This is a genomic window from Amycolatopsis sp. VS8301801F10 (assembly GCF_046195355.1).
Lineage (GTDB): Bacteria > Actinomycetota > Actinomycetes > Mycobacteriales > Pseudonocardiaceae > Amycolatopsis.
On sequence record NZ_CP176065.1, the window covers coordinates 4,614,748 to 4,632,181 of the forward strand.

At 72.5% G+C, this 17,434-nt stretch carries 13 protein-coding genes; 5 read left to right on the top strand and 8 right to left on the bottom strand.

Annotated elements, in window-relative coordinates:
- Positions 1–469: 469 nt before the first annotated feature.
- From F9C11_RS22125 to F9C11_RS22140, 4 genes are all read right to left on the bottom strand, one after another.
- A complete protein-coding gene (locus tag F9C11_RS22125; RefSeq protein WP_409179258.1) occupies positions 470–1,630 on the bottom strand; it encodes a PucR family transcriptional regulator in 1,161 nt (386 codons plus the stop codon).
- Positions 1,631–1,697: 67 nt separating this feature from the next.
- Positions 1,698–3,032 carry a helix-turn-helix domain-containing protein gene (locus tag F9C11_RS22130; protein WP_409179259.1) on the bottom strand — a complete coding sequence of 445 codons (1,335 nt, stop codon included), beginning with the start codon at positions 3,030–3,032 and terminating at the stop codon, positions 1,698–1,700.
- Positions 3,033–3,246: 214 nt separating this feature from the next.
- Positions 3,247–4,182, bottom strand: a complete 936-nt coding sequence (locus F9C11_RS22135) for an alpha/beta fold hydrolase (protein ID WP_409179260.1) — start codon at positions 4,180–4,182, stop codon at positions 3,247–3,249.
- Positions 4,183–5,438: 1,256 nt separating this feature from the next.
- Positions 5,439–6,638 carry a PucR family transcriptional regulator gene (locus F9C11_RS22140; RefSeq protein ID WP_409179261.1) on the bottom strand — a complete coding sequence of 400 codons (1,200 nt, stop codon included), beginning with the start codon at positions 6,636–6,638 and terminating at the stop codon, positions 5,439–5,441.
- 198 nt (positions 6,639–6,836) lie between these two features.
- On the opposite strand from F9C11_RS22140, the gene F9C11_RS22145 reads away from it, so the two are divergent.
- On the top strand, positions 6,837–8,018 hold the full coding sequence (locus F9C11_RS22145) for a helix-turn-helix domain-containing protein (protein WP_409179262.1): 1,182 nt from the start codon (positions 6,837–6,839) through the stop codon (positions 8,016–8,018).
- A gap of 31 nt (positions 8,019–8,049) precedes the next feature.
- Here F9C11_RS22145 and F9C11_RS22150 read toward each other — a convergent pair whose 3' ends face one another.
- From F9C11_RS22150 to F9C11_RS22160, 3 genes are read right to left on the bottom strand one after another with little or no spacing between them, the layout of a single operon-like run.
- The gene (locus F9C11_RS22150; protein WP_409179263.1) at positions 8,050–8,559 is read right to left on the bottom strand and encodes a GtrA family protein; all 510 of its coding nucleotides are present in this window, start codon (positions 8,557–8,559) and stop codon (positions 8,050–8,052) included.
- A 4-nt stretch (positions 8,560–8,563) separates the two neighbouring features.
- The gene (locus tag F9C11_RS22155; RefSeq protein ID WP_409179264.1) at positions 8,564–9,754 is read right to left on the bottom strand and encodes a lipase family protein; all 1,191 of its coding nucleotides are present in this window, start codon (positions 9,752–9,754) and stop codon (positions 8,564–8,566) included.
- The gene (locus tag F9C11_RS22160) at positions 9,751–10,317 is read right to left on the bottom strand and encodes a hypothetical protein (protein WP_409179265.1); all 567 of its coding nucleotides are present in this window, start codon (positions 10,315–10,317) and stop codon (positions 9,751–9,753) included. The genes F9C11_RS22155 and F9C11_RS22160 overlap by 4 nt, the downstream gene beginning before the upstream one ends.
- 321 nt (positions 10,318–10,638) lie before the next feature.
- Between F9C11_RS22160 and F9C11_RS22165 the strand changes: the two genes are divergently transcribed.
- From F9C11_RS22165 to F9C11_RS22175, 3 genes are all read left to right on the top strand, one after another.
- Positions 10,639–11,877, top strand: coding sequence for a DUF6801 domain-containing protein (locus F9C11_RS22165; RefSeq protein ID WP_409179266.1), 1,239 nt, complete (start codon positions 10,639–10,641; stop codon positions 11,875–11,877).
- A 65-nt stretch (positions 11,878–11,942) separates the two neighbouring features.
- Positions 11,943–13,028, top strand: a complete 1,086-nt coding sequence (locus F9C11_RS22170) for a DUF6801 domain-containing protein (protein WP_409179267.1) — start codon at positions 11,943–11,945, stop codon at positions 13,026–13,028.
- Positions 13,029–13,191: 163 nt separating this feature from the next.
- Entirely contained in the window at positions 13,192–15,447 is a 2,256-nt protein-coding gene (locus F9C11_RS22175) for an ATP-binding protein (RefSeq protein WP_409179268.1), read from the top strand.
- 150 nt (positions 15,448–15,597) lie between these two features.
- On the opposite strand, the gene F9C11_RS22180 is transcribed toward F9C11_RS22175, so the two are convergent.
- Positions 15,598–16,254, bottom strand: a complete 657-nt coding sequence (locus F9C11_RS22180) for a cutinase family protein (protein ID WP_409179269.1) — start codon at positions 16,252–16,254, stop codon at positions 15,598–15,600.
- Positions 16,255–16,404: 150 nt separating this feature from the next.
- On the opposite strand from F9C11_RS22180, the gene F9C11_RS22185 reads away from it, so the two are divergent.
- Positions 16,405–17,418, top strand: coding sequence for a helix-turn-helix domain-containing protein (locus F9C11_RS22185; RefSeq protein WP_409179270.1), 1,014 nt, complete (start codon positions 16,405–16,407; stop codon positions 17,416–17,418).
- The last annotated feature ends 16 nt before the right edge of the window (positions 17,419–17,434 follow it).

Here is a 17,434-nt window from a genome sequence, read left to right on the forward strand (position 1 = left end):
CCTCGCGCCGGTCCGTGAGGGGATCAGAGTCCGTGAAGGTTCCCCGCACGGACCTCCCGCAGCCCGCGCGGCCGCATGGAGCGCTCTGGAGCGGGATAGCGTTGGGGCGAGGGCACTTCGGGGCGTGCGGAGAGCGAGCGGCGTTCGGGCCGGTGCTGCGCCGGGGCAGATCGGGGTGGCGTCGCGGAGGGCAAGGCGTTCTCGAGCCAGGGATGCGCACCGCTCAAGGGCATTCCGGCCAGCACCGTGCGGAGGGGAACGCCCCTGGGGCCAGGGCGGCACCGGGTGAGGTTCAGGCCAAGCGCGCGCGGAGGGCGAGGGCGGCTCGGGCCAGGGCAGCATCGGGCGTGACTGGTTCAGATCGGAGTCGCGCGAAGAGCCGCGGCACCCCCGGGCGAGGGCGTTCAGGCCAGCGTCGCGCACCGGACCAAGGCCGCTCGACTCAACGCAGCCCCGGACCGAAACCCGGTCAAGTCAGCGTCGCGCGAAGAGCCAGAATCAGCTCGAACCGGTCGTCCGGATCCCACAGCCTCCCCTCGAACATCGTCTCCAGCTCCTGCGCGCGAGCCCGAACGGTCTGCGGATGGATGGCCAGCCGGTCCGCCACCTCGCGGACGTTGCCGCGCGTTTCCAGCCAGGCGAGGAGCGTTCTGGCCAGCCGGTTGTACTGCTTCGCGGTCAGCGCGGCCAGCGGGGCCAGCCTGCGGCGGGAGACGTTCGCCGGCAGCAGGGGATCCTTGTGCAGCAACAGAGTCGCGAGATGGTCCGCGCACCAGGTCACCGGCTCGTCCGGGAGGACGTTGGCCGCGACCAGCTGCAACGCTTCCCGCGCCGCCGTCAGCGAGCGGCCAGCTCGGTGGGGCGGCACCGGCGGGCCCACTGCCGCCCGGCGGCCGGACAAGGCGGCGGCGAGCGGGGCCCGGTCTTCGGGCATCGCCAGCACCAGCCGCGGGGCCGCGTCTTCGAGGTCTTCGAGCGCGTCGAGCCCGGCGACGTCGGCCGGTCCGTCCAGAGCGACCGCCACCAGCCGGGCGGGCAGCGGCCACGCCGCGTCCGAGGCGGCTTCCTCCAGCAGCTGGATCGGGGTCGGCGGGTCGGAGAGCAGCAGATCGAGCAGCCGTCGCCGGCGGCGTTCCCGCGCGCCCGTCGCCCGGGTGCGCGCGGCCGCGTGCCCTTCCACCGACAACGCCGACAATTCGTCGATATAGGCGAAAATCGCTTCGGCCAGCAGGCACAGCGTCGCCGACGGCACCCCGGCCCGGGCGCCCACCTCGGCCATCCGCCGCCACGTCACGCGCGCGCCGACCCGGTACGCCGCTTGCAGCACGTCGAGGTTGCGGCCCTGCTCGAACTCGTGCACGCCCAGCGCGACGAAGACCTTGCGGCGATCGTCGGCCACCGCGCCCGCGGTCGCGATCCGGTCGACGAACTGCAGGATCGCCGCCTGCACCCCGCCGCGCAGCGCCTTGCCGAACGGGCCGTCGAGCGGCTGCGCGTACCCGGGCACGGTGCGCTGGATTTCGCGCAGCACGTCGTCGGCGACGTCCAGCAGCCGCGGCCGGAACACCGCGGCCAGCTCGCGCGGGAGCATCGCCCACAGCCGCCCGGGCCGTCCGTCTCCGCTCAGCATCGGTCCGAAGGCTGTCTCGCCGGACAGTCCTGTCACATGCCTCACCACTTCGCTGGGATGACGCGGTTCAGGAGCCCAGCAGCGCTTCCGCGCGCAGGGCGATCTCCAGGTCGAGCCGGTCGTCGGCGTTGTCGAGCCGGTCGCCGAACAGCTCGGTGAGCTGGTGCATGCGGTACCGGACGGTCTGCGGATGCACCTTGAGGATCTTCGCGATCTCGGGCGCGCTGCCGCGGGACTGCAGCCAGATCAGCAGGGTCTCGCCGAGCCGCGCGCGCTGTTTGGGGGTCAGGTCCCGGAACGGCTCCAGGCTGCGTTCGCACAGTTCCCGCACCAGGAATTCGTCGGCGAGCAGCCACAGTGTCGACAGGTGGTCCGTGCAGTGCGTCAACGGCGCGTCCGGCAGCACGCCGCGCTGGACGAGCCGCAGCGTCCGGCGCGCCCACAGCAGCGACCGGGGCGCGTCGGCGAGCCGGACGGACGGGCCGACCACCGCGCGCCAGCCGGGCAGCCGCTCGGCGAGATCGGCCAGATGCTCGTCCGGCGAGCCGGTGACCAGGCACGGTTCGCCGCCTTCGAAGTCGACGAGGACGTCCGGGTGGAGGTCGGGGACGGCGAGCCGATGCTGGCCGGACCGCGGTTCGAGGGCGACGACGGCGACCTCTTCCGGGAGCGTCCACTGCGCGGCGGCGGCCTGCGCGGCGACGGTCTGCGGCGCGGACGGCGGATCGGCGAGCAGCAGGTCGAGAAGACGGCGCCGGCGCCGGGCCAGGTTGCCCGCGGCCCGGGTCTGCGCCGCCGTGTAGCCCTCGATCGACAGCGCGGAGATCTCGTCGACGTAGGCGAAAATGGCTTCGGCGCTGGTGCAGAGCGTTTCCGCGGGCAGCCCGGCGGTCTGCCCGAACTCCGCGAGATGCCGCCACGCGACCCGTCCGCCGACGCGGTAGGCGGTCTGCAGGCAGTCGAGGCTGCGGCCCTCGGCGAACTCGATCTTGCCCAGGTCGCGGAACACCGCCGACCAGGCGGCGGCCGGCGCGGCCGCGGGCTTGCCGACGCTGTCGAGGCACTGGACGATCGCCTGCCGCACGCCCTGGGTGATGACGTGCCCGAACGCGCCCTCGATCGGCTGCCGGTACTCCGGCACCGCCAGCTGGACCTCGCGCAGGATGGCCTTCGCCAGCGGGTCGACCCTCGGCGTGAAGCGGACCGCCAGTTCCCGCGGCAGCGACGCCCACAGCCCGAGCGCGCTGGAAGCCCGGACGGGCCGGGTTTCGGCGGGGCTGCGAGGGGCGGGCGGGACCGGCCCGGAACGCGGGCGGGCGGAGGGCCCGGCGGCGCGTTCGCCGGAGTGCGGCCGGTAGCCCAGCGGTGCGGGACGGACGAACCCGGAATCCACTTCGGTCATGTTTTTATCCTTGCTGGCAACAAAACCGGCCTCTTCGCGGTCGAAGCCGATCCAGATTTTGCGGCACAGGCAACATAATTTCCCCGGAACGGCACTGTCAACGGGCCGGTGGCCGCCGCGTCCATCGCCCGTCCGGACTACACCCGAACGGGTGGAAACAGGTGGGTGCAGGTGATACTCCGGACCCCGGCGGATGCTATGCGCGTGACAATTTTCAGGCGGGCGTTTTCGAATCCCCGACGGAGGTTTCCAGGCGGGCGGCGACGTCGGCCAAGGTGAGCCGCGCGGGCGCGGTCCCGGCGAGGAACTCGTTGAGCAGCAGGCAAAACCCGTCCGGGTCGGCCACGTGTGGAAAGTGTTTCGCGTTTTCCTGGACCGACAGCCTGCTGTCCGGCAGGAGTTCGGCGGTCCGCCGCCCGTGCGCGACGGGGATGAGCGGGTCGCGGGCTCCCCAGACGAGCAGCGTCGGCACCGATTCGGCCAGGTACAGCTTCTCCGCGGCGCTCGCGCGCTGGCCGCGCAGGTCCATCAGGCTGCCCGCGATGGACAGGAAGGCCCGCCGCCGCCCGGGATCGGCGAGCGAGCCGAAATGCCGGGCCAGTTCCCGTGTTTCAGTTTTCAACGACCCGCCGAGCCTGCGGCCGAGCCGGGCCGCCCCGCGGGCGAACGCGAGCGTCGCCGGGTTGACGGTCAGCGCGAGGACGGCGGCCGCGCCGGGCAGCGCGGCGGCCCGCAGCACCGGGCTCACCTCCGTGCCGAGCCCGGCGCTGCCGACCAGAACCAGCCGGTCGCACATTTCCGGGAATTGGTAGGCGAATTGCATCGCGATGCCGCCGCCGAGCGAATGCCCGACGACGGTCGCGTGCCGCACGCCGGACACCGCGAGCACGTCCCGCACGATGCTCGCCATCGCGCCGAGCCCGTAATCCGCGCGGGGCGCGTCCGAACCGCCGTGCCCGGGCAGGTCCAGCGCCAGCACGCGACGGCCGAGCGCCGCGCAGCGGTCGAAAACCGGCGTCCAGGTCTCGATGCTGCCCGCGATTCCGTGCACCAGCACGACCGCCTCGTCGCCGGTGTCCGCCGCGGGCCGGTATTCGCGCAGCCGGACCCGCCGGCCGTGGAGGGCGAGGGTGTACGTCTCGAGTGTCATCGGCAGCCCTTTCTCGGAAAACCGAAATTAGGGCAGTCCGGGTTTTCCGCGCTGTGGCAAACGCCACCTCCCGGGAATCCCGGCCGCGCGTGACAGGAAAGGAAAAGAAAAAGCGGCCGCGCGTGCGAATTTTCCGCCCGCCGCCGGACGCCTTGTCGACATTGCCGCGGCGGCCGGGTCATCCTCGACGCATGGTCGCAACGACGCACCGGACGCGCTGATGTCGTGCCGCGCGAGGATCCATTTCGCCCGCCAGGAGCACCGCCCGCCTCCGCCGGGACCCGCCGGGAGAGCGTGGCGCCGGGTGCTGCCGATGCCCGCGAACCGGCTGGAGCGCGCGCCCGCGCGGGGGTTGTCCGGGGCCGCGGCCGGGCGGGTGGTTCGGCAGTCGATTCGCCGGTGGTGGCACGGGTGGGGCCAGCGGCTTCGGCCCGGCTGGCTTCGGCCCGGCTCGACGGGGCCGGTTCCGGGCGGGGCGGCGGTGGCCGGTTCTGCGGCTGGGGAGGTGCGGGGCGGGGTGGTGGGTGCGGGGCGTTGAGGGGTGGCCCTGGCCGTTCGTTCGGGCGGGCCGATTTGGGTGGGGGCGGGCTGTTGGTGGGTTCTGTGGTGGGGGAGGGGTTTTGGGTGTGCGGTGTTGAGCGGCTGCCCAGCCTGTTGGTTCGGGCGGACCGTGGTGGTGGCGTTGGTTCCGTGGCGGGTTGGGTGTGTGGCTGAGCGGCGGTCCTGTTCGCCGATTCGGGCGGGCCAGTTCGGGTGGGGTGGTGGCGGGCTGTTGGTGGGTTCTGTGGTGCGGGAGTGCATTGGGTGTGCGGTGTTGAGCGGCTGCCCGGCCCGCCGATTCGGGCGGGCCAGTTCGGGTGGGGCGGTGGCGGGCCGTCGCTGGGTTCTGTGGTGGGGAGGGGGGTTGGGTGTGAGCGGCTGCCCGGCCTGTCGGTTCGGGCGGGCCGTGGTGGCGGTGGTTCCGTGGCGGGTTGGGTGTATGGCTGAACGGCAGCCCTGCTCGCCGATTCGAGCGGGCGGTTCGGGCGGCGGTGGTGCCGTCGGTCGGATCTGCGGTGGGGGCGGGCAGAGGCACTGGGCGCGCGGCTTTGAACGGCGACGGCCCTGCCCCTCGGCTCGAGCGGGCCGGTTCGGGCAAGGCGTTGGGCGTGCGGTGTTGAGCGTTGATGTGCGGCACGAGGCGCGCGGCGACCGCCAGCCCTGCCGTCTCCCGGCTCCCAGCGCGGCCCGCCCGGCAGCCGCGACGGCGCTGCCGTTCAGTTCTCCAGCGGCCGATGTGCCCGCATCAGCCGCTGCGCCCGCAGCGCCAGTTGCATGCCGAGCCGGTCGTCGGCGTCTTTGAGGCGGTCGCCGAACAGGTCTTCCAGCTGGCGCAGGCGGTTGCGGACCGTTTGCGGGTGGACGTCGAGGCGCTGGGCGATTTCCGGTGCGCCGCCGCGGGTTTCCAGCCAGGCCAGCAGGGTTTCGCTGAGCCGTTCGCGTTGCTTGGCGCTCAGCGAGGCGAACGGGTCGAGGCTTTGCCGGGCCAGTTCGGCGGCCAGGAAATCCTCGGCGAGCAGCCAGAGCGTCGCCAGGTGGTCGCGGCACCAGATGACCGGGCCGCACGTCTCCGGGCCGGTCAGCTGCAGGGCCCGGCGCGCGGTGCGCAAGGCGGCCGGTGCGTCGGCCAGCGGGACGGTCGGGGACACCGCGGCGCGCCAGCCGTCGGGCAGGGGCGTGAGCGGGGCGAGGTCGGCGTCCGGGTCGGCGGCGAGCAGGTGCGGCTCTGGGCCGTCCAGGTCGGCGAGGACGCTGTCGCCGAGCAGGCCGGCCGGGAAGTCGTCGGCACCAGGGGACCGTTCGAGCGCGACCATCGCGGCCGTTTCGGGCAGCGGCCAGCCCGCGCCGCTCGCCAGTTCGGCGATGCTGCTCGCCGCGCCTTCCGGAGCTTGCCCGATCAGCTCCAGCAGCCTTCGCCGCCGGGCGGGCACGGCTCCCTCGGCGTCCGCCTGGGCCTGTTGGTAGCCGGCGATCGCGGTGGCGCACAGCTCGTCGACGTAGGCGAAAATCGCTTCCGCGCCGACCGAGATGACGGCCGGGTCGACCCCGGCGGCGACCACCGCGGGGTGCATCGCCCGCCAGGCGACCCTGGCCCCGATCGTGGCGGTGTCCTGCAGTGCGTCGAGGTTGCGGCCCTCGCTGAACTCCATCGCCCCTCGGCCGCGGTAGAACTCGATCCACTCGTCGTGCGGCAGGTCCGGGGCGCCCATCGAGTCCACGCAGTGCAGCACCGCGTACTCGACGCTGCGGACCAGCACCTTCCCGAACACCCCCTTGAGCGGCTTCCCGTACGCCGGGACCGCGCGCTGGGTCTCCTGGATCATCGCGGCCGCGGCGTGCGCCGCGTGCGGGCGCAAGCACGCGCCGAGCGCGCGCGGCAGCGAAGCCAGCAGAGCGAAGCTGCGGTACTCGACCACGAATCCCCCTTCGAGGCGCTGGGACGGAGGGAGGTGAGCGTAGCTGAAAACGTGCGTCACTAAAAATGAACGATCGGCGCCCGAAAGAGCGACGGGAACCCGCGCTTTTGACACGGACGGGGGTGCGTTCTACGCTCCGTGCCGACTGGGGCCGGTATTCCTCGACCGCCAATTTCCGAGTGGGGGATTAAAATCGCCATGCGCAGTTCCGCCGGTTCGGACGGCTCCGTGTGGGCGCGGATCCCGCGCCGGCTGGGCGACGCGGTGCGCCCGCGGATCCCGGAGATCGCCCGGGCGTGCGTCGACGCCATCGCCGCCGAGATCCCGGAATATTCCGGGTGCTTCAGCGAGGATCCCGGGCGGACCGCCGCGATCGAGCAGACGCGGCGGGGGATCGAGCGGGACATCGACCGGGTCGGCGCGCCGGCGATGTGGCAGAGCGACCGGCTCGCCGATTTCCGCGCGCACGGGCGGACGGCGTTCCACGAGGGGCTCAGCCGGGAGTCGGTGCAGGCGGCGGTGCGCGTCGCGAGCCGGGTGATGTGGCGCTGGATCGCCGAAATAGCCCAGGAAACCGGCCTGTCCGGCGACGTCGTCTACGGGATGGCCGAAGGCATGCTCGGCGATGTCGAGACGTCGATGGCGGCGGTCGCGGAGGGCTACAGCGCGGCCGAAGCGGAGAAATCCGGCGACGGGGAGCGGAATCGCCGCGTGCTCCGCGCGCTGCTCGACGGCGGGCCGCGGACCGAAGAGGACAGTCCGGCCGGGCTGCCCGAACGGGTCGCGGCGGTGGTGTTCCGCGCGCTGCCGGGCGCGCCCGAGCTTCCGCCGGGCCTGCTCCCGGACCACGTCGTCGCGGACCTGACGGGCGATCCGCCCGCCGCGCTCACCGCCGCGCCGGACACGGAGCTGGCCGGACTCGCGGCCTTGCCCGCCGGCTGGACCGCGGCGGTCGGCCCGCTGGCCCCGTCCGGCTCGGCGGCCGAATCGTTCCGGGTCGCGCGCCGGGCGGCCGACCTGGCGGCCCGGGGGCTGCTGGACGCGCCGGGCCCGGTGGTCTGGTGCCGCGACCACGTGCCCGCGCTGCTGCTGCTCGCGGACGAGTTCCTGGCCGCGCAGCTGGCCGAGACGACACTGGCCCCGCTCGCCGGGCTGCCGGAGAAACGCCGCGAGCACCTGGCGGAGACGTTGCTGGCGCTGGTGCGGACGAGGGGCAGCGCCCCGGAACTCGCGCGGATGCTGGACCTGCACCCGCAGACGGTCCGCGCGCGGCTGAAGACGCTCGCCGAATTGTTCGGGGACCGCTTGACCGACCCGGGCGAACGGCTGCGGCTGGAACTGGCGTTGCTGGCGGAACGGGCGCTCCCGGACCGGGGGTGAGGCGAGCGCCCGCCGGAAGCCGGGCCGATATTTACGGAATTTTGGCGACAGATCCGCCTCGCGGCTCGGTAAGCTGCGGTGCGACCAGCTCGCCGTCGGTCTCCTTCGGACGAGCTGGTCGCGGGAACACCCACCGCCGGTACCCGAACCACCGGAACGCCGTGCCCGACGCCGTGCCCAGCACCATCCCCGCCGCGAAGTCCGCGATTTCCTGTGCCACGTAACCGATATTCGGCACTTCGAGGCGCAGCACATACCGCGATACCAGCAGCGGCACTAGATTCACCGCCACCGCACCGGCATTGACCGCGAAGAACAACGTCGCTTCCCGCAGCCGTCCGTGACCTCCTCGGTCCACGAAGGACCATTGGCGGGACAGGAAATACGCGAACGCCGTCGACGCGACAGTCGCGATCGCCAGCGCGGTCACCGGTTTCTCCCGCAGCACAGTCAGTTTGAGGCTGTAGTCGACCAGCACGGTGACCCCGTAGGCGGCCGCTCCGACGACGGCGAAGCGGAACAGTGCTCGCGGCTCGGGCATTGGCTCAGCAGTTCGCCGCGGCCGGTTTGCCGGCTATCCGGTCCTTGACGAAGGACAGGACGTCGGCGTTGCCGGTGTAGACGAGCGTGATGTGGTCGGTGTCGTAGGTCTTCCAGGTTTCCTGGACCCCGGCCGCGCAATACGTCTTGTGCAGGGCGTCGGCCTGCGAGAACTGCACCAGCTGGTCCCCGGTGGCGTGGTAGAGGAACAGCGGGGCCTTCGGCGGGCTGCCGCCGAGCTTGTTCTCGGCCAGCCGGGCCGCCCACGCGGGCTGGATGTAGCCCGGGCTCGTGGTGTAGTCCGAGATCTTCTGATTCGCATACGTCGTCAGCAGTTCGAACGTGCACGCGCTCTGTTTCATCTCGGCCAGCTTCGCGCGGCCGTTGTCGCTGAGGAACGAGTCGAGTTTCAGCTCCGGGTACGCCTGGTCGAGGCCGAGCAGGGCGTAGGCGAAGACCCCGAAGCCGAATTTGCCGTCGAGCTGCAGCGTCACCTGGACGAGATCGGCGGGCACCCCGCCGGCGGCGATCCCGGCGAGATTGAGCTCCGGGGCGTACGACGGCTGCAGTTCTCCCGCCCACACCGCCGCGCCGCCGCCCTGGGAATAGCCGCGGAAGACCACTTTCGCCGTGCTGGAAAGCCCGGCAGGCGCGAGTCGCTGCGCCGCGCGGACCGCGTCGATCACGGCCGGGCCTTCGGACCGTCCCACGACGTAGGTGGTTTTGGGAGAGCTTTGGTAGCCCTCGTAGTCCGGCACCGCGACGGCGTAGCCCGCGTCGAGCAGGTCGTCGAGGCCGGGCTGCTCGTAGAACGCGCCCAGGTCGATCATCTTCGACGGAGTGCAGGCGAAGGCCGGGCCGTGCGTGCCGGGCGCGAACGCGACGACCGGCGCGGTGGCCCGGTCCGCGTTCTTCGGCACCAGCACGGTGCCGGTGACCGCGTCCGGCTTCCCGAGCGCGTTGGTGGACAAGTACATCACCTGCCAGGCGTCGACGGACGCCTTGCGCGGCCCGGCTTTCGACGGCCGCCAGCGGATGACGTCGCCCGGTTTGCCCGCCGGAAGCGGCGACGGCGGCGTGTAGAACGAATCGTCGGCCGGGCCGGTGCCCGGGTCCGGCGCCGCGGCGGCGACCGGGGCGAACGCGGCGGCCAGAACCAGGGCGACCAGCGCGGCGAGCGCGCGGCGGGCCGTCATGAACTCGTCCCGTAGACGCGCTTGCAGGTGGGGGATTCGGCGAAGGCGAGGTTCAGCTCGGGGTTCGCCTTGAGGTCCTTGATCGGGCCTTCCGGATCGGTGAGCTGGCCCATCGTCGCGTCGGCGTCGGCGATCGCCTGGCGGAGGCTCGCCTGGTCCTCGACCTTCGCCTGCTCCATTTTCGACTTCGTCGCGGCGATCTTGCCCGTGGTCTCGGTCAGGGTGGCGGTCGCTTTGTCCACTGCGGACTGTCCGTCCGGGACCGGCGGCACGCCCGCCGCGCGGAGGCCGCTCGCCATGTCGCCGAGTGCCGAGCCCAGCCGGTCGAGGAAGGCGACCATCGCGTCCCGCGTCTTCCCGGGGGCGGCGCTGTCGGAGGCCGGCGGCTGCGCGAGCTTCGCCGAACCCGCGGCCACGCTGGTGCACACCTTGTCGACCCACGCGAGCGCGGCGGGGTCGGCGTGCCGGCCGGTGTCCGCGGGCGCGGGGTCCGAGGAGCAGGCCGCGGCCGAGAGGAGCACGGCAGCCGACATCGCCAGCACCGCGCTGTGCATTCTGTTCATGGTTTTCGAGGCTACGCAGCACGGTCGCGCACGGGCAAGAAAGGAATGCCCGATTGGCACGCGCGTCAGCATTTCCGGATTCGGTTTTGTCACCCGCGTCAGCGGCCCGGAACCAGGACCGCGCCGGGGAAAGTCGCCCGCGCCTGCTAGGAAAACGGTCCGCCCGGCGTGCGCGGGTGACAATTTGCGGAGCCGCCCGCGGGATTTCCGCGAAAGCTCTTGATCGGCACTCGGGCCGCTCGCTAGCTTACCGATCGGTAGCGATTCCTGTTTACCGCGCTCCGCCTTTTCGTATCACTGTTGATACACGGAAGGACTATCGTGAGTCACCCAAGAGGCAAGAAGAAGACGGTCGGGGCCGCCGCGGCCGCGGGCGCGGCGGGGCTCGTCGCCGCCGCGCTGGTGGTCGGCGCCCAGGCCAGCGCCGCCGACCCGATCTCGCTGACGCTGAACTACCACTGCACCTTCCCGCTGGTGGGATCCCAGTCGCTGAAGGTGGTGATCAACACCGACCTGCCGAAGACGGTCAACGCCGGGCAGGCGACCGGGGCCTTCGACATCAAGGCCGTGTCCACCATCAACGCGGACACGGTCAGCGGGCTGGGCCTGATCGGGGCCACGACGCTGGAAGGCAGCGCGACCGCGAGCGCGAAGGTGGCCGCGCCCGGCCTCGACCTTCCGGTCAGCGTCCCGATCGCGCTGGACAAGACGAACATCCCGGCCTCGGGCGAGATGAACATCAACGCGACCGGCAAGACCCCGTCGCTCACGTTCACCCAGCCCGGCCAGGCGAAGATCACCGTCGGCGACCTGGCGCTCAAGGTCACCCCGCGCAAGGCGGACGGCTCGGTCACCGGGATCACCCCGGACGGCACCATCAACGCGCCGTGCACGCAGGACCCGGGCCAGAACAACACCCTGGCCACGATCACCATCAACGGCGGCGGGACCTCGACGCCTCCGCCGAGCTCGGAGACTCCGCCGCCGACCTCCGACACGCCGCCGCCGACCTCGGCCACCACCCCGCCGCCGACGTCGGACACCCCGCCGCCCGGCGGCAGCAAGTTCGTGTTCGGCATCGACGGGAAAACGTCGCTGAAATCGCTCGGCAGCACCGCGCCGATCAAGGGCGGCTTCGACGCCGACGTGGACATCGCGGCCAAGAAGTTCACCGGTTCGCTGAAGATCGACCCGACCAAGACCGAGTTCAAGCTGCTCGGGTTCCTGCCCGGCAGCGCGGACGTCAAGGTCGTGCAGAACGGCACGCAGAGCGGCGAACTGGTCGGCACCGGGTTCAAGGCGCACATCAAGTTCGACGTCTTCCTGCCCACGGTCAACCTGTTCGGCTTCCCGATCAGCACCGACCCGAAGTGCGGCACGGTCAGCCCGTCGACCAGCGAGATGAGCACCGGCGACGGGTTCGACCTGCTCAAGGGCGGCAAGCTGACCGGGACGTACTCGCTGTCGGCGTTCCAGAACTGCGGTTCGTTCAACGACTGGATCAGCGGGTTCGCCAAGAGCGACGGCAACACGCTCGACCTGAACCTCGCCCGCAAGTAATCCGATCTGCCGGTCCCCGTCGCGCCGCGGCGGGGACCGGCGCCATGCCCCGGAAAGGGGGAGCCGTGCCGAAAGCCCGGTGGTTGCTCGCGGCGGGTCTCGCCTGTCTCGCCGTGTCCGGCCTCGCCTCGCCCGCGGCGGCCGCGGGCGCTACGCCGGTCGACAAGGTGCTGAGCTACACCTGCCCGTTCCCCCTGATCGGGCTGCAGAAGCTGAACGTCGAGGTGAAGGCGTCGTTCGACGTTCCGTCCGCGCCGGGCGGCACTCTCACGACCTCGGACCTCTCGGTCTCGGTGTCCGTCCCGGACAAGGCCGCGCGCGGCTTGGCGCTGGTCGGCGCGGCGAGCGTCGAGGGCACGGCGGGCGCGGAGGTGACGCTGGTCAACGGCTCGCTGACCAGGCCGGTGACGGTGCCGCTGACCGTGGCGAAGGCGGCGGTGCCGCAGTCGGGGCCGTTCACCGCGCAGGCGACCGGCTCGGTGCCGCAGATCGTGGTGCCGAACGCGGGCAAGACGACGGTGACCCTCGGCGGGTTCAGCACCCGGCTCACGCCGAAGAAGGCCGACGGCTGGTTCACCGGGCTCGGCTCGTTCACCTCGGACTGCACCCTCGATCCGGGACAGGACGCGGTGCTGCTGAGCTTCGACGTCGGGACCGCGCAGACCGGCTACCGCTACGGCCTCGCCGGGACGACGACGGTGAAGGCGCTGGGCACGACGGTGCCGCTCTCCGGGTCTTTCGCCGTCACCACGCAACCGTCCTTCAGCGGCGGCCCGACGTTCGACCCGGCGCGCGCGGAATTCAAGCTCTTCGGCTTCGTTCCGGGAACCGCTGAGCTGCGCTTCACGCCGGACGGCGAACAGACCGGCGAACTCGGCGACGGCGGGTTCGCCGCGCAGGCGAGGCTCGCGCTCGCGCTGCCGCAGGTGTCGCTGTTCGGCCTGCCCGTCGCGGACCCGAACTGCCGGGCGAGCGCCGCGATCCCGGTCGACCTGCGCACCGGCTCCGGGTTCGCGCTGGCGACCGGCGGCCCGGTGACCGGGACCTACGCGATCCCGCCGCTGACCGGCTGCGGCGCTTTCACCGCGTATCTCAGCTCGTTCTTCCAGGGGGAGGGAAACACCTTCGCGCTCGCGCTGGCCGCGCGTTAGACCCCGGGGGCTCGGGAAACGGGACACGGTGCTCGCCTGAATCGTCGGGCGAGCACCGTGTTCCGGTGCCGGGCAAGCGCTTCGGCGAGGGGCGCCGGAAATGCCAGTCGCCGCCGCGGCTCCTTGTTACGCTTGATCGTCAGTCGACACGGTGAGGTGTGGCTTGAGGACGGTCGCGGGTCTGGTTCCGGCGGTGACGAGCTGCGTCGGACGGCGCGCGGAAACCGCGGCGATCCGCGCGAGACTGGACGAGAGCCGGGTCGTCACGCTCACCGGTCCGGGCGGCATCGGGAAGACGCGCTTGGCGGGCGAAGTCGCCCAAGCGGCGGTCGGCCGGTTCGCCGGGGGCGGGGTTTTCGTCGAACTCGCCGAGCTGCGCGACGGCGCGCTGGTGCCGAACCGCGTGGCCGACCGGCTCGGCCTGCACGAAGGCCCGAACCGCTCGGTGCGCCGCGGCGTGCTGGACCATCTCCGCGACCGGAATCTGCTCCTCGTGCTGGACAACTGCGAGCATCTGGTCGAAGCGTGCGCGGAGTTCGCCGCCGAGGTCGTGCGCGAGTGCCCGGGGGTGACGGTGCTGGCGACCAGCCGGCAGTCGCTGGGCGTGCCGGGGGAGTGCGTCGTCGGCGTACCCCCGCTCGTCGTCCCGGACGAGGACGCCGAGGCCCCGGAGGAATCCGCCGCGGTGCGCCTGTTCGCGGACCGGGCGGCGGCCGCGGGCACCGGATTCCGGCTGTCCGCCGCGAATTCCGGCGACGTCGCCGAGGTGTGCCGGCGGCTGGACGGCGTTCCGCTGGCGATCGAGCTGGCCGCGGCCCGCGTCCGGACGCTTTCGCCGCGGCAGCTGGCCGAACGCCTGCGGCAGCGGCTCGGCACGCTCGGCACCGGACCGCGCACGGCGCCGGAACGGCAGCGGACGCTGCGGGCCGCGGTGGCGTGGAGCTACGAGCTGTGTTCGGCGGCCGAGCAGGAATTGTGGGCGCGCGCGTCCGTTTTCGCCGGATCTTTCGACCTCGAGGCGGCCGAAGCCGTGTGCGCCGGCCCGGGCGGGGACCCGCACCAGGTGCTCGACCTCGTCGACGGTCTGCTGGACAAATCGGTGCTGCTGCGCGAAGACCACGGCGACACGGTGCGGTTCCGGCTGCTGGAGACCCTGCGCGAGTTCGGCGCGGAACGGCTCGCCGAGGCCGGGGAAACGGAATGGGCCGCGCGGGCGCACCGGGACTGGATCGACCGGCTGACCGCCCGCGCGGACGCGGAATGGGCCGGCCCCGCGCAGCTTTCCTGGATCGGCCGGCTGCGGCTGGAACAGGACAACCTGCGGGCGGCGCTGGACTGGTCGGTCGCCGATCCCGCCGAGGCCGGCGCCGCGCTGCGGATCGCCTGCCGCGTCGCGGAGCACTGGACGTTGCTCGGCCTCAACTCGGAGGCCCGCGGCTGGCTCGACCGCGCGCTGGCCGCCGCCCCGCCGGACCGGCCCGAACGCGCGCTGGCGCTGGCCACCGCGGCGCTGTATTCGCTGTGGCATTCCGATGTCCAGCTCGCCGCGGCGCGGCTCGACGAGGCCGAGCAGGCCGCGGATCCCGGCGACGTCCCGCTGGCCGCGTTCATCACCTACGTCCGGGCGCTGGAAGCGATGATCCGGCTCGATCCCCGCTGCGCCGAACTCGCCGCCGCGGCGGGCGAGACGTTCCAGAAGCTCGGCGACGTCCGGCGCGAACTGCATCCGCGGTACATCCAGGGGGTCGCGCTCGCCTACCTCGGCGAGCTGGAGACCTCCCGGCGGGTGCTGCACCGGGCGGTCGAGCTGAGCCGCGCGTGCGGCGACCACTACTACCGCGGCATCGTGCTGGCCGGGCTGGTGCAGGCCGAAGTCCAGTTCGGCGACGCGGACGCGGCCGAGCGGGCGGCGGTCGAAGCGCTCCAGGCGACCCGGAAGATCGGCAGCCGGTTCCAGCTGGCCTACCGGCTCGACGGATTGGCGTGGACGGCCGCGCGCCGGGGCGACCACGAGCGCGCCGCGACGCTGTTCGGCGCGGCGGCCACGGTGTGGGAGGCGGTCGGCGCGTCGGCGGAAGTGGCTGTGGTGCTGCCGCACCGCCGCTTCACCGAGGCCGCCCGGCAGGCACTCGGCGAGGAGCGCTTCGCGGCCGCGTTCGCCGCCGGACGGGCGATGGGCGAGAAGCGAGCCACGCGATTCGCCCTCGGCGAGGACGAACCGACGCGGCCCGCGAGCGTGCTGACGAACCGCGAACACGAGGTGGCCCGCCTTGTCGCGAGTGGACTGTCCAATAAGGACATAGCGGAGAAGCTGGTGATCTCGCGCCGGACCGCGGACACGCACGTGCAGCACATCCTGGCGAAGCTCGGGTTCCGGAGCCGGGCGCAGATCGCCGCGTGGGTTACTGCGCGGCGGTGATGTGGTCGGCGGCGAGGGCGGCTGCTTCGCCGGTGGGGCGGAGCTCCGTGGTGTGGTTTTCGTGTTTGCCGGTGAGGTGTTTGGCGGTCGGGGGTCCGTAGGCCAGGTGTGCTGCGGCTGCCGGTGCAGCACACCTGGCCATGCTCGGGTTTACTGCCCGGCGGTGACCCGGTCCGCGGCGAAGGCGGCCGCTTCGCCGGCGTTCCGGGTGTAGCTGAGGTGGGCGAGGACGTTGGTGCCGTTCGGGCGGCAGACCGGGTCGCCGACGGCGCAGAATTCCTTGGTCCGGTCCTCGTACTCGCCGGTGATGTGCTTGCCGAGCTTGGCGATCGGCGGTCCGAAGGTCAGCAGCGCGGCCACCCGCGGCGCGACGTCCGCCGGAATGGTCGCGACGATCGGCCCGCCGACGAGGGCTCCCTCGCTGCTGATGCCGACCGAGTTCGCGACGACGTTCGCGCCCTGCGAGTAGCCGACGAGGACGAACCGCTGGTCGCCGCACGCCTCGGCCTGGTGCGTGACGTGGTCGACGAGGTCCTGGTTCCCCCGCGACGCGGAATCGGGCTGCAGGCTGGCCGGGTACCGCACGGCGTAGGAACTCACCGAGGCGCCGGGCAGGGCCTTCTTCACGGCGGCGAAGACCGGGTCGCCGACGATCACCCCGAGCGTTCCCGGTTCGCCGGTGCCCCGCGCGACCACGACGTCGACGTCGGAACAGCCGGCGGCGCTGGCCGGGAGCGCGGCGAGCACTGGAAGCCCGGTGCTCATCAGCAGGGCGGCCGCGAGGCCGGCGGGGCGGGCAAAGCGCATCCGGATCACCTTTTCTCAAGATCGCGACGGTGCGAGCGAAAGGAGTCTGGCGGCCGCGCTGCCCGGAGCGCATCGGTGATTCTGCGTATGTGCGGCAGTTACGCATTCTCGACGACGCTTTCCGCCGGCCCCAGCCGCCACGATCCGGGCATGCTCACCGAAGAGCCGGTCGCGGCTGCGTTGCTCGACGAGGTCCGCCGTCGGTTGCCGGAGTCCGCCTGGCTGCTCGACCGCGCCGCGACGCGGTTCGTCGCGCACGTGCTGCGCCGCACGGCAACCGAAGCTCCGCCGGGCGCCGACACGTTCCGCGCCCTCGGCGCCGCAGAGTTCCGGGCGGTCGGCGATCTCGACCGCGTGCACCGCGCGCTCACCGCGGCCGCCCGGCGGGTATTGCCGCTGCTGAGCCGCTCGCCGGACTTCGCCCGCGCGGTCGAAAACCTGCTGGTCGCGGTGGACATCCTTGGCCGGCTGGCGGCCGAAGGCGGTCGCGCCGCGGCGGCGGGCGACCGCGACCGGGCTCGGGCCCGGCTGCTCGCCGAACTCGGCAAGCCGCGGCCGACCGCACTCGCCGCCCTCGCCCGGGAGGCGGGCTGGCCGCTCCCGGAGACCGTCGTCGCGGTCGCCTTCGACACCGGCGAACTCCAGAACACCGACGACGCGCTGTGCGACCCGCACGCCCCCGAACCGTGGGCAGTCCTCCCCGCCGCCGCACCGGTGCCGGACTTCGGCGTCCGCGCCGCGCTCGGCCCCGAGGTCGTGCCGGAGGACACTGCCCGGTCGTTGCGCTGGGCGCGCCGCACCTTGGGCCTGCTCCGCCGCGGCGTGCTGCCGGACGCGCGCCCGGTCCGCTGGGACGACCACCTCACCACGCATTGGCTGCTCTCCGACGATGTCCTCCGCACCGCGCTGGAAACGAGCAGTCTCGCGCCGCTGGAGGTGCTGACCCGCACGGCGCAAGACAAAGCGGCGGAGACTTTGCTTGCTTTTCTCACTACGAGCGGGAGTGCGCCGGAGATCGCGGGGGTTCTGGGGGTGCATCCGCAGACGGCGCGCAACCGGTTGCGGATGTTGAACGCGTTGTTCGGTGACCAGCTGCATGATCCGGATGCGCGGTTCGGGCTGGAGATTTCGTTGCGGGCGCGGAAGTTGCGGCTGGCCGGATAGCGGCCGGTGGGACAGC